Consider the following 13,461-nt stretch of genomic DNA (forward strand, 5'->3'; position numbering starts at 1 on the left):
GTTGAGTCGTGACCTCACCCTCATGGTGACCGATGGCCGCGCCGCTACCTCTGTGCTATCCTAGCTATAGGTTGACTATAGATTGGAAATAGCGTGGATAGCATCGAGGTTCGAGTAAACGTTCCGGTTCATCGCGAGGCAGAGTTCTATCGCTGGTTTGCGGATTGGAAGGAGAACGAGAAGCCCGATGCCGGGCGCTCCGATAGCACTGCGTCCCTTGATCCCGCTCTTGCCTGGTGGAGGTCGCTCACGCCGAAGGAAGCTGCGATCTGGAGTATCTGGGTTGACGCGGCACCGGTCATGGTGACGGCAGACGCGATCGTCCAGGAGCTCGGGCTCAAGGGTTCTCGCGAGATCCCGGGCGCGATCGCGTGGTCGAGCCGAAAGGGCAAGAAGGTCGGCTTCAAGGTTGACTGGCGATACAGAACTGACCCGGCGACTGGCTTGTCGATCTATGGTCTTGAGGATGTCGACTACGCTGCAGTCATTCGACAGGCGCGTGACGAGTCGGCGCTTTCCGCGCCCCGGGGGGTGTGAACCGTGGGGCAGTCGGAAGACGCCGGGGCGGAACTCGAAGCTCTCCCGCTTGATGCTGGAGTGGACGCCGAAGCCGAGGAACCCACCCGTTGCCTCTCGTTGGACCAGGCCCTTCTGCTCAGGCGCATCCCGTTGGAAAACCATGCGCTCATCCGACGAGCGGTCGCTCACCTCGGGATCGTCGAGTTCTACGGCACGTCGGGCTACATCCGCGGCGTGCGGCCGTCCGGCGGCCCCGATATTCGCATCGCTTCTGGCTGGAGCAACGGCTTTGTCTCGCAGGACGAGGTGGTGAATGCCCTTGGTGACGTGGAACGTTGGCCAAGTGGGCGTGCGCCAGGCAACCTCTGGGGCATCACGCATCCGAAACACGGCGTTGGTGGCTCCGGCGGTCCTCAATTCGGATCGAAGCGGGACTATGGCACCTGCCCTGAATGCACGATGGCTTTCCACGCCAATGGGACATGCGGATGTGAGTAGCCGCATTAGCCAGCCTGCTTGAGAGTCTGCGTAGACCCAGCCAGCAACTCGGCATCGTGGATTTCTCGTCAGGCCGTCGAAATGGAAGTGGTGTCAAGGAGATTCGCGACAACCAACCGCCGCCCGAGCTCCCCGATCCGCTGCACGAGTTCGTCCGGCGACCCACTCACGTCCACCGAGTGGGCGACGACCGTCGTCCCGGTCGCCGAGATGCGATACCGCCGCGGCTCGACATCACCAGACACATACAACAGATGCACTTCCGGAACGCCCGCTGTCACTGCGTACGCCAGCGCCTGGTAGACATCCGCGTTGGGCGGGGAGCCATCACTCTCACCCCAGACCTTGTACTTCGTGTCGGCGACGGTCACCACATCCCCGTTGCGGGAGATCACGATGTCGGGCCTCATCCCCACCTGGCCATCGGCATCCAACCGCCAGTCCGACACCTGCAGATCGACATCGAAGCCCTTAGGTTTCAGCGCCGACCGAAGCACGGAACCCACGAAGTCCTCGTACACCTTCGCGACATTCAGCAGGAACGTCGATCCACCGCGTGCGCCTTCTGCATGAGCCCACGATGACGCATCGATGATCCACTTCGATAGGCGCAGAGCCGGCTGGTAGTGGGCATTCAGTCGTGTCTGCCGCGGCAAGACGATCGGCCCGTCGGCGCGCAGGTCAGACACCTCGGAGAACAACGACAGAAGCGGCCCGAGTTCACGGACGATTCCTCGGGGAAGCTGCTCGAGTCTCGTGAGCGCACGCACCGCGGCTTTCACGATCCGGTTCTCGAGCACGTCTTCGGTGTAGTCGTCGTATGTGAGCTCCACCGGACTGGGGATGCCGGGGCGAGCCTTGAGCTGCCGAGCGATGTCCCACCGACCACGGATCACGGTTCCGGTCTCCTCGACCGGCACGTACCCCTTGAGGAGTCCCCGACTCGTGGCGTTCTTGACGGCCCCGAGCAAAGCAGCCGCAAGAGCGGCCGGTAGATCGTCCTCGCTCTCGAACTCGAAGGAGCCTTCGCGCACGGCGGCCTGCACGCCCGCATGAGAGGCCATGAAGATCAGGCTCCGCAGCGGCGTCTTGGGACGCACCATGAGCCGGACGTCGTCGATTCCCACCACTCCGACGCGTGTGACGTCGGTGACCCGCCAGACACCGGAGGTTGAGGTCGGCGAGACCCGGCAGAACTTCAGGCTCTGGAGTTCTGCCGCCTGAGCAGACGTCAACGCGACGAAGGTCTCGCCCTTCTCTGCGATCTCCTCGACCCGTACGGCATCCATCGAGGGGCTCATGCCTCCGTTGTCACGGACTCAGACCTCAGTGCGACGAGCAGCGCATCCAGACCGTACTTCACGTGTACATCGACGCCGGTACCGATGTGGCGCTCTTCGAGTAGCGGCAGGATGCTCTCGTCCCACACAGCACGCAGATCGTCCTCGCTGAGGTCAGCCGGGCTGAGAAGGTGGCTGGGCCCGATGCGATCCTCTCGATCGCGGATGCTCACGTTCAGCAGCTCGAACAGCGCCGCCACCGGCATGCTCTGCGGATGACGCTTCTGCCAGCGGTCGAGAATTCCCTTGACCGGCGACACGTCAGGATGCAGCTCGAAGAACGAGAACCGGCGACGCATCGCCGAGTCGAGAAGCGCGATGGATCGATCGGCCGTGTTCATCGTGCCGATGATCAGAACGTTGGCAGGCAGCGTGAACGACTTGCCGCCGTCGTCGCCCGACCCCGCGTAGAGAACGTCGATCGCATCATCGCGATACTCGAGCAGATAGTAGAGCTCGCCGAACACCTTGCTGATGTTGGCCCGGTTGATCTCGTCGATCATCAGCACGTGCGGCACGTCCGGGTTCTTGCGGGCTTCGTCCGCGATCTCACGAAGCGGTCCCCGCGTGAGCGAGAACGACAGCTGGCCAGCGATGTCGGTGACGGGTCGGTACCCCGCGAAGAAGTCCTCGTAGGTGTACGACGGGTGGAACTGGATGCGTTTGACGACGCTGCCCGGCTTGCCGAGCTTCTCTGCGAGCGCTCGGGCGACATAGGTCTTGCCGGTTCCGGGAGGGCCGTAGAGGATCACCTGCCCGCGGCGGTAAAGAGCGCTTGTCACTTTCGTCAGCCAGGCGGCGTCGAGGTGTGTTGATTCTGCGAGTCCGGCGACGTCGATGTCGGCGACGACGAAGCCTCGAGGGTCGGCATCGTCGGAGTCGTTCTCAGGCCTCATGTCCTCAGATGGAGAGGGGGTCGTGACAGCATCCGGGTGCCACCGGCTTCGAAGCGGCTCGTCGTACATACTGACCGCTTTGCCCGCCTTGGTCTGGAGCGCGATCTGGATGCCCAACAGATCGGCGTCAGGATCGTCGCTGAACTCGCCGCCGATCTCTCCGATGAACGCCTCCCTGATGCGTTGCCGATGATCGGTCGAGACAATCGGGCCGAAGTAGCCCGGATGCACGAGGTAGAGGAGCGCGTAGCGCTGCGTCGGGAAGCCCTTCTCGGGGGCCACCAGGTCGCGCCAGCGGTGAGGGTCTTCGAGGGCGGCGGCCTGATCGTCCTGGCTGAGCTCGGACCACGCCAGCAGCACGTCGAGAATCACCGTGATCGCGCGGTTGATGTGCGTCTGCATCCCTTGCCCGGGATTGAACGCTCCACCGCCGAAGGCCTCGTCGAAAATCTGCGGAATCTCCACGGGATGCCGCATGGTTTGCAGCATCGACTCAACGCGTTCACGTTTCTTCGCATGCCCGATGATCCATCCCACCGGAAGCGTCTGGAGGGCGATGACCTCCGCCATCAGAAGGCACTGGTCATCCGTGGCGTCAGCGAACTGTCGCGTGAGGTTGCCGGAGAATCCCTCGCCGGCCGTCGCCTCTGCTTCGTCCCAGATCTTGTGGACGGCGCGGATGTTGTCGCCGCTCCAGACCTCTCGCCCGGGCGCGAAGGCCGACATGCCGTTGCGCAGGCCCTCTTGCACGATCACTTCCGCAGCGGCGAGCAGCTTCCGCTGCGCGCTGTCGGTGCTGACCCAGCGTTCCGGCAAAGACCGTTCGATCTCGTTGCGCAGGCGGGCGCGGCCGAGTGCATAGTTACGCTGCGCCTCCAGGAGCAGCGCCGTGCCGGGGTAAGTTGCCAGCGCGGCGATGCCCTCCGCCGTGATCGCCCATTCGCCGACCCCCGAGGGATTCTTGCGAAGCCATCCAGACGCCACCAGGTCGGCACTCGACCAACGCCAGTCGTTCTCGCCGCGCGGACGGTTGTGAGCCTTCAGTTCCGACTCGTACTCGGTCAGCGGAACGCGTTCGAGAGTCTCAGCCCACAACTTCGAGATCGGGACGTAGTTCCCGTCCGGTGCCTGCGCGGCCAGTATCTCCAAGGTGGTTCTGGCGCGTTCGGCACGCCTCACGTCGTTACTCATCGTCGTCGTCCTAACGGCTCTACGGCGGCCAAGCGGTTCGGCGAGGACTCGACCGGAGGGCGTGTGGTCACGTCGACCTCAGTTCGTGGCCTCGGGATCATCCTGGCATGACGGGCAGAAGCGGGTGTCGCGGAGAGGCGCTGGGGACCGTCGGCAGCTGGGGTGTGCAAGGCGCAGCCGGCCGTCTTCGGGGATCAGCCTGCGCGTGACCGTGGAGATGACGTCCCCCATCTCGTCACCCAAACGTGACGTCAGAGACACCATGCGATCGCATGGAGTCGCTAGTGTCAGATCGAGCCCAACTGGGGGCGTCTCAGCAACATGGAGTCGATGTGAGCAACGTCCCCGCCGGGTGGTACCCGAGTCCCGAAGACCCGACGCAGGTTCGCTGGTGGGATGGCGTCCAGTGGACTGAGCATCGGGCTCCGGCGGCTGCTTCCGCTCCGACTCCCAGCGCACCCGCAGCGTCGCCGGCGCCGAGTACTCCTGCCTACCCTGCGCCGGCACAGTTTGGGTCGCCCGTGCCTCTTGCTCCGGTCGCCGCATCTGCGCCCGGAGCACCCGCGAGCTCGAAGAAGAAGTGGCTGATCGGTGGAGCGATCGCGGCCGGAGTGATCGTCGTCGGTTCTGTCGGCGCCGCCATCGGGTCAAGCGGCTCCAACCGTGTCGATGCCCCGCAGGCGAGCGCCGCCCCGGTGGTCGTCGAGACCGAAGAAGCCGAAGAGCCGACGCCGACCCCGACTCCTACCGCAACGCCCACGCCTACGCCCACCGTCACCCCGACGCCGGAAGTTCCGGTCGTCGACGCGGTGGCCTTCCGAGCGCAGGCCGGATCGCATCTCGACGACATGAATAAAGACCTCGACGACATGATCGTCACTGTGCAGGAGGACGGATTCTGGCGCCTGCTCAGCAACACCGGCGAACTGGCGTTCAATCTTGGCCAGCTTCAGGCTCTCGAGGTCCCGGCGAACGTCGCTGTCACCTGGCCCGAGTCACTGGTCGCTCTCGACGCGACCCTCGATGTGCTGACCGACGCGGTCTCCACTCAAGACGGCGCGACGATCCTCGCCGCCGTCGACACCGTGCGCGCGCAGGTCGAAGCGACGCGTGGAGTGGCAAACTCCGCGCAATAGGCTTCACGTCCGCGCAAGACGACGAGGCGCATGGACGCGACCGCCGACTTCGGCGGATGTACGAATCACCACCGCAGTACCGAAGGCCGTCGTCCCTTCGGCCTTGATCACGATGAGCCGGCGACGGCGCCGAAAGGGAATCAGAATGTCAGACCAGAACCCCGCGCCGGGGTGGTACCCCGCGCCTCACGCGAACAACGAGCTGCGCTACTGGGACGGTGTCCAGTGGCTCGAACCGCAGGCGCCGCCCGCACCGGTTGCGGCCGCGGAAGCTGAGACGATCGCCTTCCCGACCGCTCCGCTTCCCGCTGACGCTCCCACTGTGGCGCTTCCGTCCGCGGGGCACGTCACTGGCGCATACGGGGCGACCGGCGGTCCGGGGGTCCCGACCCCCGGCGGTGGCTCCAGCGCGCCGACCGAGTTCCCTGTGCCGACGCGCGTCTCGGAGCCGACGCCCGAGAAGAAGCCCAAGTCGAAGAAGGGCTGGATCATCGGAGGGTCGGTCGCCGCAGCCGTCATCTTGATCAGCAGCGTCGCCAGCGCGATGGGCGGCGGAGGTAACAAGACCGACGTCGCCGATGAGAAGCCCGCCGCGTCGACGGCGACGACGGTCGATGAAGAGCCGGCCGAAGAGCCGGAGCCCGAACCCGATCCCGTCGTGATGGTCGCCGTCCCCGACGTCACTGGACAGACGGCGACCGAGGCGCTGGCGACTCTGATGGCCGCAGGTCTCAACCCGCCCGTGCTGACAGCGCTCGCCGACCCGCTGGCGAAGGTGCTCTCGACGAGCCCCGCAGCGAATACCGAGGTCGAGGAGGGCACGGAGATCGCGCTCACGCTCGAGGAGAAGCCGGCGTACACGCTGGCTCAGCAGAACGCCATCAGCTCGGCGCAGGACTACCTCGAATACAGCGGATTCTCGCGCACCGGGCTGATCGGTCAGCTCGAGTACGAGGGTTTCAGCACCGAAGAGGCCACCTTCGGCGTCGACAACGCAGGCGCTGATTGGAACGCAGAAGCCGCGGAGACTGCTCAGCAGTACCTCGACTACTCGTCGTTCTCTCGGCAGGGGCTCTACGACCAGATGGCCTACGAGGGATTCCTTCCCGCTGAGATCGAGTTCGGTCTCGCCGCCGTCGGATACTGACTTACAACAAATCACGAACGGGCCCCGCTCTCTTCGCAGAGCGGGGCCCGTTATGAGTTGTCAGTGGGACTGCAGCACTGCCCAGGCGAGAAGACTGTCGATCCTGCGCACATCCGCGCCCTTCGACAGCTTCACCTTGATGTGTCCGGCGCGGGTCCAGAGCTCGATCTCAGAGTTCCAGTCGAGCTTGCCCGCGTTCTCTGACGACCACATATTGATCGAGCTGTACGGCAGCGAATAGATCTCCACCTTCTTACCCGTGATGCCCTGCGCATCGCGAACGATCAGTCGCTTCGAGGTGAACGTGGCGGAGTCTCGGAACGTCTTGAACGAGGTGATGGCCTGCTCGCCTTCAAGCAGCAGCTCGTAGACGTCAGGCGGGACGGGGATCTCCTGCTGAAGGGTCCAGGTCAGAATCGGTGCGGCTTCCATGCTCTGATCATGGCGGAAGCCTCGGATGAGTGTCGACGACCCGCCCTCAGTCGCCAACCGATGATCTCCTCGTTGTTGGCCTTAGAGGCCGAGGTGTAGAAGCTGATTGCTTGACCGCCCGTAGTCGCGCGGAGTTCTGCAAGGTCCGCATCCCCGAACGGTGCGATGAGAGGGTAGCGACGGTTTCGCTGCCGCGCGTCCCAGCCCGCGCCACGTAGACGAGCGATCAATATCTTGCTTCCCAGGGAGCGGTCCAGGAGGAAGCTCGCCGCGATCATGTCACGCAGCCTGAACAAGGAGAGATCGCAGCTCGGCCTTCTTCAGCCCGAAATCATCAGCCACGTCGGTCATCGCCTCTCCTGCGCGTACGCGACTCACGACATCTTCCACCCTGACGCCGAGCCGCGCGATCGTCGGCTGCCCGGAGTTGCGCAGAGGATCGACGATCACCTCCGCTCGTTCATAGGTCGGTAGCTGAACGAACTCGACGAATCCGTCGCGATAGCGGATGCTCTGCAGATACTCGGCGACGACGTCGCGGAAGACCCCCTGGTGATTGCGTACGACGACGAGTTCATGATCGCCGTTCTCGATGAGGATCTCGGCGCCGTCTGTCTTGAGCCGTTCGCTGAGGAGTGCGTTCTCCACTCCGAGTTCGTTTCTCAGAACATCGATGGCGGGACGGATGCGCGCCATGGGCAATCCCGCACGACGGAACGACTCGACGATGAAGCCTTCGGCCAACGCGTTGAAAGGCACCGTATATCCGCGCCCTTCACGTACTCCGGTGAGGATCGGGTTGCTGAACCCCCATTCGCCTTCGCGCCGTTGCTTGAAGCGATGTCCGTGGGCCCACCGAGCGAATGACGTCGCCGGCGCGTGAATGATTTGCGCTGCCTCCGTCACGGAGTAGATCGGCGTCGTGTGAGCCGAATCCGTCATCCGTGTTTGCATGCAAACAAGCTAGTTCACTCACCGGAGGTATCGCGCAGTACTTCGGCATCCGTTGCATCGGGGACAGCCTTCTTGCTGTCCCCAGCGTGCGGGACCGCGGGCCATCATCAACGCGTGGCCGGACAGGCTACCCTGGGGCGCAGAAGGGGCGGTGATGAGATGAAGAAATCGACGATACGGGTCTGGGGGTTCGTCGCGATCGGCTTGGCCGCAATCGGCTCAGTGGCGTCGTTCTCTGTCGTGCGCGCAGGTGGTGTAGACGGAGCCGTTTACCTCATCGTGAACATCGCGTTGGTCATCACCGGCCTGGTCCTTTTGGTGATGGCCGCCCGGAGTGCGGGACGAAACTAACAGTGCAGCGCCCGGCCAGTTTTTCTCGATCCTCGCGCTCGGGATGCCGACGCATCATTTCATGGGGGTCGCGGCGTGAAGTGAGCGGCGTGAACTGACTGCGCGCGTTTCGTCTCGCTCGGCTGCGCCGGGCTCGCTCAACGAACGGGTGGAACTAGACCCGCTCTCGCCAAGCAATTCCGCGCCCAGCAATCCGTCTCCCGGCCTCCTCCGCCGCGACCGGCTCCCCCACGTCCGCGCCGACCTCGAGCCCGACGACCGAGTGCACGATCGTCCCGTCATACACGTGCACGAGGTTGTAGCCCTGCGACGCATCATGCCCACGCGTGGCTCCGACCGGCTGAGCGAGATCCTGCCCGTACGCACTCGACGATGCAGCCGCCACCGGAATCCCGGCGAAGGTTCCGAACGACGGGTGATGCACGTGCCCCGACAGGATCCCCCGCACGTCCGACCCCGCCAGCACCGCAGCCAGCGCCGCCTGCTCGCGCAGCTCGACCGTGACCGCAAGGTCCAGCACCGTCGGCAGCGGCGGGTGATGGATCAGCAGCAGCGATCCCTCCGGCGCGGGCGTCGCCAGCTCCTCCGCGAGCCACTCCAGCTGTGCCTCATCCACCCGCCCCCAGTGCTCCCCGGGAACCGTTGAATCCAACACGATCACCCGCATCCCACCGAACCAGCGCACCTCGACAACGGCATCAGAAGATCCGCCGGCAAGCCCCAGCTCCGCCCGCATCGCCCCGCGCTCATCGTGGTTGCCCATGGCCCACACGACTTCACACCCCAGCGCATCCACCGCCGGCGACACCAGCTCCCGCAGCCGCCGGTACGACGACGCGTCTCCTCGATCCGCGAGATCCCCCGTGAACAACAACGCATCAGGACGAAGCCCCGAAGACACCAACCGGTCCAGCACCGAAGACAGGTTCGCATCGGCATCCGCCCCACTGCCGTACAGCGGCGCGCGTTCACCGGGAAGGTGCGTATCGGAGATGTGCACAAAGGTGTGCGATGGGCGAGAGTGTTCGGTGAGGATCATTTCTCTTCCAGTGAGACGACGAACAGTTACAGAAAAGTCAGACGGGAGCGGCGGTCGACCCGGGCACGAGAGTCCCGACGAACGGCTGCCGCACGGTCGGCGTGGAGTCGGCGTCAGAACTCAGAAGAAGCTGCATCGTCTCCACAGCCGCGGCAGCAACAGCCTCGACCGGAATCCGCAGCGTCGTCAGCCCCAGCAGGTCTGCACCGGGCAGGATGCCATCACACCCCGTCACGCTCACGTCGCCGGGCACAGACAACCCCGCAGCACGCAGAGCGCGCATGACCGCGAGCTGCCGGTAGTCCGATGCGCACATCACTGCCGTGGCCCCGTCGCGCACGGCATCCAGAGCCTCATCCACTCCATCGGTCGGCGCAGCCCCCGCAGACACCAGAGTCACCGACGCCCCGCCGTCGACCAGAGTCGCCGACATCGCCGATGCCCGCAGATGCTCGGCGAACGAGACATCCTCCGCGCCAGAGAGCACGACCACACGCCGGTGCCCGAGTGACAAGACATGCGAGGCCAAGAGACGCCCATGCTCCGGATCGTCATAGTGCGCGGTATGAATCCGCTCCGCCGTCTCGACCCGCCCCGCGCGTACGATCGGCACCTGGTCGGCGAACGGCTCGAGCTGCGCGGCCGTGATGCCACCGGTCGCGACGATCAACCCCGCCACCCGCATCCCGAGCAACCGGTGCAGCGCGTTCACCTGCTCGGCGCCCTGCACATCCGCGCCGATCGTCACAGTCACGAGGTCTAGGCCACGCCGGTGCGCCTCGTCCTGCAGCCGCGAGAACAGCAGACCGTAGGCCGGGTTGCTTGCGTCGCGCAGCATGAGCCCGACGGTTCCGGTGCGGCCGGCGGCGAGCTCGGCGGCCATCGTGTTGCGCACGTATCCAAGGCGTTCGGCGGCAGCGACGATGCGCTCCTGTGTCTCGGGAGCGAAACGCCCCTCGCCCTTCAGCGCCCGGGTCGCGGTCGCCCGGGAGACCCCGGCCGCCGCGGCCACATCGCTGATCGTCACCCGCAGTGCGGGCCGGTCACCCGTCGAACTCACGCGCGCGCCTTCTTGGCCTTGCGGGGCGCTCCGGCGCGCGAACCTCGTCCATACACGAGATACATGGTGACACCCATGATGATCATGAGCAGCACTGTATAGACGAACGTGATCGGCATCGCGTCGAGGTTGTTCTCGCCGCGCGTGCTTTCTTGGATCGCGACACCGAGCGGCTTGAACAGCGGGTGGTAGAGGAAGATCGCCGCGTCGTAGTCGTCGAGCAGGCTGTTGAAGTTCAGTGCCGTGATCGCCGCAGCGGTCGGCAGCACCAGCGGCACCAGCACCTTGCGGAACGTCGTCAGCGACTTCGCCCCAAGGATGCGCGAGGCGTCTTCGAGCGAGTCGGGCACCGACGCGAACCCGGCCTTGAGCAGGCGCAGCGTGAACGGGATCTTCACGCAGATGTAGGCGATGAGCAGCAGGATCGGCGTGCCGGTCAGCACCAGCCCGCCCACGATCGCCCGCGGCTCGTCGAAGGCGGTCACCAGAGCGAGCGCGATCAGCACGATCGGGAGGATCCACGGGATGTGCAGCACGTACTCGATCGCGGTGGTCAGCAGGTTGCGGTGCTTCTGCAGCATCCGCGCCACGAACAGCAGCCCTCCGACGACGACGATCGAGGCCACGGCGCTGTAGACGACGCTGACGATGAACGGACGGATCGCCTCGGCGCTCGAGAACACGGTGACGTAGTTGTCGAGCGTGAAGCTGTCGAGGGTGATCGACCCGGCGAGGATGCTGCGCGCATCGACGAACGAGAAGATCACGATCAGCACCACGGGGATCAGGTAGATCACCCACAGCAGGTACGCGATGACGTGCACGATGACGTTTGCGAACGGGTTGCGGATCCTCTGCTTCTGGATCGGCGTCGCCACCTTGGCAACCGAGAAGTACACGCCCGACTTCTCGAAGCGGTTCATGATCGCGAGCAGGATGATTGTCGCGATGCCGAGCACGATCGCCAGCAGCGCTGCGATGTCACGCGTGATGGGGCTGCGCGAGAGGTCGATGATCAGCGGCGCGACTGTCTGGAAGTCCGGTCCGCCGAGCACGAGCGGAGCCGTCAGCGCCCCGAGCCCGATGAGGAACGTCAGCACCGTGACGGCGAACAGCATCGGCTTCATCACCGGCAGCACGATGCGGCGCAGGATGGTCCACGTCGAGGCGCCCATGAGCTTCGCCGCCTCGATCGACGCGTAGTCGACCTTGCCGAGGGACGACGAGAGGAACAGCATGTGGTTCGTCGTGGTCGCGAACGTCATCACGAAGACCACGGCGAAGTACCCCGAGAACCAGTCGCGGTCCATGTCGGGCCACACGTTGACCATCATGTTCGTGAAGAACCCGAACCGGCCGTAGATGAAGTTGTAACCGGCGGCGAGCACGATGCCGCCGTAGATCAGGGTCGTGGCATAGCCGAGCCAGAGGATCTTCGCGCCGCGCACCTGGAAGTACTTCGTCACCAGCACGATGAACACACCGACCACGTTGACCGTGATCGACAGGGTGATCGCCAGCAAGAAGCTGTTGCCGAGCGTCTTCAGCGCCCGCTCGCTGCCGAACAGCTTCTCGACGGCGCGGATGCTGAACTGCCCGTCGGGGAAGAACGTGACCCCGAGCAGGGCCGCGTTCGGCAGCACGAGGAACGCGGCTGCGAACCAGATCACGATGATGCCTGTGATCCACGCGAGCGGCGAGCGCAGCATCGCCTTCACGCTGCCGGGCTTTCCTCTCTTGCGGGTCCGCGGTCCCGGCGTCTGACCCTCGACGACCGCGTGGGTCGTCAAGGAGCCGGCTTCTCCGGTCACGGCCGCTGACGGCGGGACCGCGGGGTCTGTGTGGTTCTGGGGTGTCTGCGGGTTCTGGGGCGTCGACATGTCACGCCGCCGGATACTGCAGAATCCAGCGGGGGTCGACGTCGACGCGCACCGCGTCGCCCGGGTTCCACTGTCGGGCGCTCGCCGCAGCCGGGACGCTGACGCGCAGCGCAGCATCCGCAGCCTTCACCGTGTAGACGCTGTGGCTGCCGTGGTACGTGCGATCGACGATGATGCCATCGAGCGAAGCGGATGCCGTCGAGCTGTCTCTCGCTTCGGCGAGGTGCAGCTTCTCGGGCCGCACATAGCTCTCGGCCGTGGCATCGAGCGCTGCACCGAGGCTCGTGATCTGCGACGGGCTGAGGCGGTTGTTCTCGCCGATGAAGCGGCAGACGAAGGGCGTCGCGCTGCGGTCGTAGATCTCCTCGGGAGTGCCGACCTGCTGCAGAGTTCCGGCATCCAGCACGGCGATGCGGTCACTCAGGGTGAGTGCCTCTTCCTGATCGTGCGTGACGTAGACCGTGGTGACACCGACCTCGTGCTGCAGGTCTTTCAACTGTTCGCGCAGCTGCACGCGCAGCTTGGCGTCGAGGTTCGACAGCGGCTCGTCGAGCAGCAGGATGCTGGGGGTCAGCGCGAGGGCGCGGGCGATCGCCACGCGCTGCTGCTGCCCACCCGAGAGCTCCGACACGTTCTTCTCGAGCTGGCTCGGCGCGAGACCGGTGCGGTCGGCGATCTCGTCGACGCGGCGGCGCTGCTCGGCCTTCGACGTCTTCTGGATCGACAGGCCGAACGCGATGTTCTCGCGCACGTTCATGCTCGGGAAGAGTGCGTAGTTCTGGAACACCATTCCCACGCCGCGCTTCTCACTCGGCACGCGCGTGACGTCGCGGCCGTTGATGTGGATGCGTCCGCCGGTCGGCTCGACGAATCCGGCGAGGGTGCGGAGAGCGGTGGTCTTGCCGCATCCGGACGGACCCAGGAGGGTGAAGAACTCACCCTCCCGGATCTCCAGATCGAGGTGCGAGACCGCGCGGTGATCGCCGAACGCGACCTCGACATCTTCGAAACGGATCAT

Annotated in this window: 13 protein-coding genes and 1 pseudogene; 6 read left to right on the forward strand and 8 right to left on the reverse strand. The window is 65.1% G+C overall.

The features are described 5' to 3' along the window. Nucleotides 1-93: 93 nt before the first annotated feature. Nucleotides 94-537 carry a hypothetical protein gene (locus IXW21_RS04215; protein WP_194763017.1) on the forward strand — a complete coding sequence of 148 codons (444 nt, stop codon included), beginning with the start codon at nt 94-96 and terminating at the stop codon, nt 535-537. A 3-nt stretch (nt 538-540) separates the two neighbouring features. Further along, on the forward strand, nt 541-1,017 hold the full coding sequence (locus tag IXW21_RS04220) for a hypothetical protein (RefSeq protein WP_194763018.1): 477 nt from the start codon (nt 541-543) through the stop codon (nt 1,015-1,017). Nucleotides 1,018-1,085: 68 nt separating this feature from the next. Here the strand turns inward: IXW21_RS04220 and IXW21_RS04225 are convergent, their stop codons facing one another. After that, on the reverse strand, nt 1,086-2,318 hold the full coding sequence (locus tag IXW21_RS04225; RefSeq protein ID WP_194763019.1) for an McrC family protein: 1,233 nt from the start codon (nt 2,316-2,318) through the stop codon (nt 1,086-1,088). Beyond that, nucleotides 2,315-4,444, reverse strand: coding sequence for an McrB family protein (locus IXW21_RS04230; RefSeq protein WP_194763020.1), 2,130 nt, complete (start codon nt 4,442-4,444; stop codon nt 2,315-2,317). Before IXW21_RS04230 ends, IXW21_RS04225 begins: the two co-directional genes overlap by 4 nt. Nucleotides 4,445-4,716: 272 nt before the next feature. Between IXW21_RS04230 and IXW21_RS18535 the strand changes: the two are divergent. The 3 genes and pseudogenes from IXW21_RS18535 to IXW21_RS04240 form a co-directional block, all read left to right on the forward strand. Next, nucleotides 4,717-4,878, forward strand: a pseudogene (locus IXW21_RS18535) (DUF2510 domain-containing protein); the annotation flags it as partial. A gap of 87 nt (nt 4,879-4,965) precedes the next feature. Next, on the forward strand, nt 4,966-5,580 hold the full coding sequence (locus IXW21_RS04235; protein WP_323742173.1) for a hypothetical protein: 615 nt from the start codon (nt 4,966-4,968) through the stop codon (nt 5,578-5,580). Between the two features lie 145 nt (nt 5,581-5,725). Next, nucleotides 5,726-6,727: an Ltp family lipoprotein gene (locus tag IXW21_RS04240; RefSeq protein ID WP_194763022.1), complete on the forward strand. Its 1,002-nt coding sequence runs from the start codon at nt 5,726-5,728 to the stop codon at nt 6,725-6,727. Nucleotides 6,728-6,787: 60 nt separating this feature from the next. Here the strand turns inward: IXW21_RS04240 and IXW21_RS04245 are convergent, their stop codons facing one another. Both IXW21_RS04245 and IXW21_RS18540 read right to left on the reverse strand, forming a co-directional pair. Continuing rightward, nucleotides 6,788-7,159 (reverse strand): PH domain-containing protein, encoded by a 372-nt coding sequence (locus IXW21_RS04245; protein ID WP_194763023.1) that lies wholly within the window; start codon nt 7,157-7,159, stop codon nt 6,788-6,790. A 279-nt stretch (nt 7,160-7,438) separates the two neighbouring features. Further along, complete coding sequence (locus IXW21_RS18540; RefSeq protein ID WP_323742162.1) at nt 7,439-8,113, reverse strand: DUF433 domain-containing protein; 675 nt, start codon at nt 8,111-8,113, stop codon at nt 7,439-7,441. Nucleotides 8,114-8,227: 114 nt separating this feature from the next. Here IXW21_RS18540 and IXW21_RS04255 point away from each other — a divergent pair, with 114 nt between their 5' ends. Beyond that, nucleotides 8,228-8,464 (forward strand): hypothetical protein, encoded by a 237-nt coding sequence (locus IXW21_RS04255; RefSeq protein WP_194763025.1) that lies wholly within the window; start codon nt 8,228-8,230, stop codon nt 8,462-8,464. 154 nt (nt 8,465-8,618) lie between these two features. On the opposite strand, the gene IXW21_RS04260 is transcribed toward IXW21_RS04255, so the two are convergent. The 4 genes from IXW21_RS04260 to IXW21_RS04275 are packed head-to-tail and all read right to left on the reverse strand — an operon-like array spanning nt 8,619 to nt 13,461. Beyond that, complete coding sequence (locus tag IXW21_RS04260) at nt 8,619-9,503, reverse strand: metallophosphoesterase (RefSeq protein ID WP_194763026.1); 885 nt, start codon at nt 9,501-9,503, stop codon at nt 8,619-8,621. A 37-nt stretch (nt 9,504-9,540) separates the two neighbouring features. Further along, complete coding sequence (locus IXW21_RS04265) at nt 9,541-10,563, reverse strand: LacI family DNA-binding transcriptional regulator (protein WP_194763027.1); 1,023 nt, start codon at nt 10,561-10,563, stop codon at nt 9,541-9,543. After that, nucleotides 10,560-12,443, reverse strand: coding sequence for an iron ABC transporter permease (locus tag IXW21_RS04270; protein ID WP_323742163.1), 1,884 nt, complete (start codon nt 12,441-12,443; stop codon nt 10,560-10,562). The genes IXW21_RS04265 and IXW21_RS04270 overlap by 4 nt, the downstream gene beginning before the upstream one ends. A 1-nt stretch (nt 12,444) precedes the next feature. Next, nucleotides 12,445-13,461, reverse strand: a complete 1,017-nt coding sequence (locus IXW21_RS04275) for an ABC transporter ATP-binding protein (protein WP_194763028.1) — start codon at nt 13,459-13,461, stop codon at nt 12,445-12,447.

This window comes from Microbacterium sp. UFMG61, assembly GCF_015354505.1.
GTDB lineage: Bacteria > Actinomycetota > Actinomycetes > Actinomycetales > Microbacteriaceae > Microbacterium.

Excerpts from the sequence above, each read along its gene's own strand:
- IXW21_RS04225 (WP_194763019.1), bottom strand. The coding sequence starts at position 2,318 with ATGAGCCCCTCGATGGATGCCGTACGGGTCGAGGAGATCGCAGAGAAG.
- IXW21_RS04230 (WP_194763020.1), bottom strand. The coding sequence starts at position 4,444 with ATGAGTAACGACGTGAGGCGTGCCGAACGCGCCAGAACCACCTTGGAG.
- IXW21_RS04240 (WP_194763022.1), top strand. The coding sequence starts at position 5,726 with ATGTCAGACCAGAACCCCGCGCCGGGGTGGTACCCCGCGCCTCACGCG.
- IXW21_RS04245 (WP_194763023.1), bottom strand. The coding sequence starts at position 7,159 with ATGGAAGCCGCACCGATTCTGACCTGGACCCTTCAGCAGGAGATCCCC.
- IXW21_RS18540 (WP_323742162.1), bottom strand. The coding sequence starts at position 8,113 with ATGCAAACACGGATGACGGATTCGGCTCACACGACGCCGATCTACTCC.
- IXW21_RS04260 (WP_194763026.1), bottom strand. The coding sequence starts at position 9,503 with ATGATCCTCACCGAACACTCTCGCCCATCGCACACCTTTGTGCACATC.
- IXW21_RS04270 (WP_323742163.1), bottom strand. The coding sequence starts at position 12,443 with ATGTCGACGCCCCAGAACCCGCAGACACCCCAGAACCACACAGACCCC.
- IXW21_RS04275 (WP_194763028.1), bottom strand. The coding sequence starts at position 13,461 with ATGATCCGTTTCGAAGATGTCGAGGTCGCGTTCGGCGATCACCGCGCG.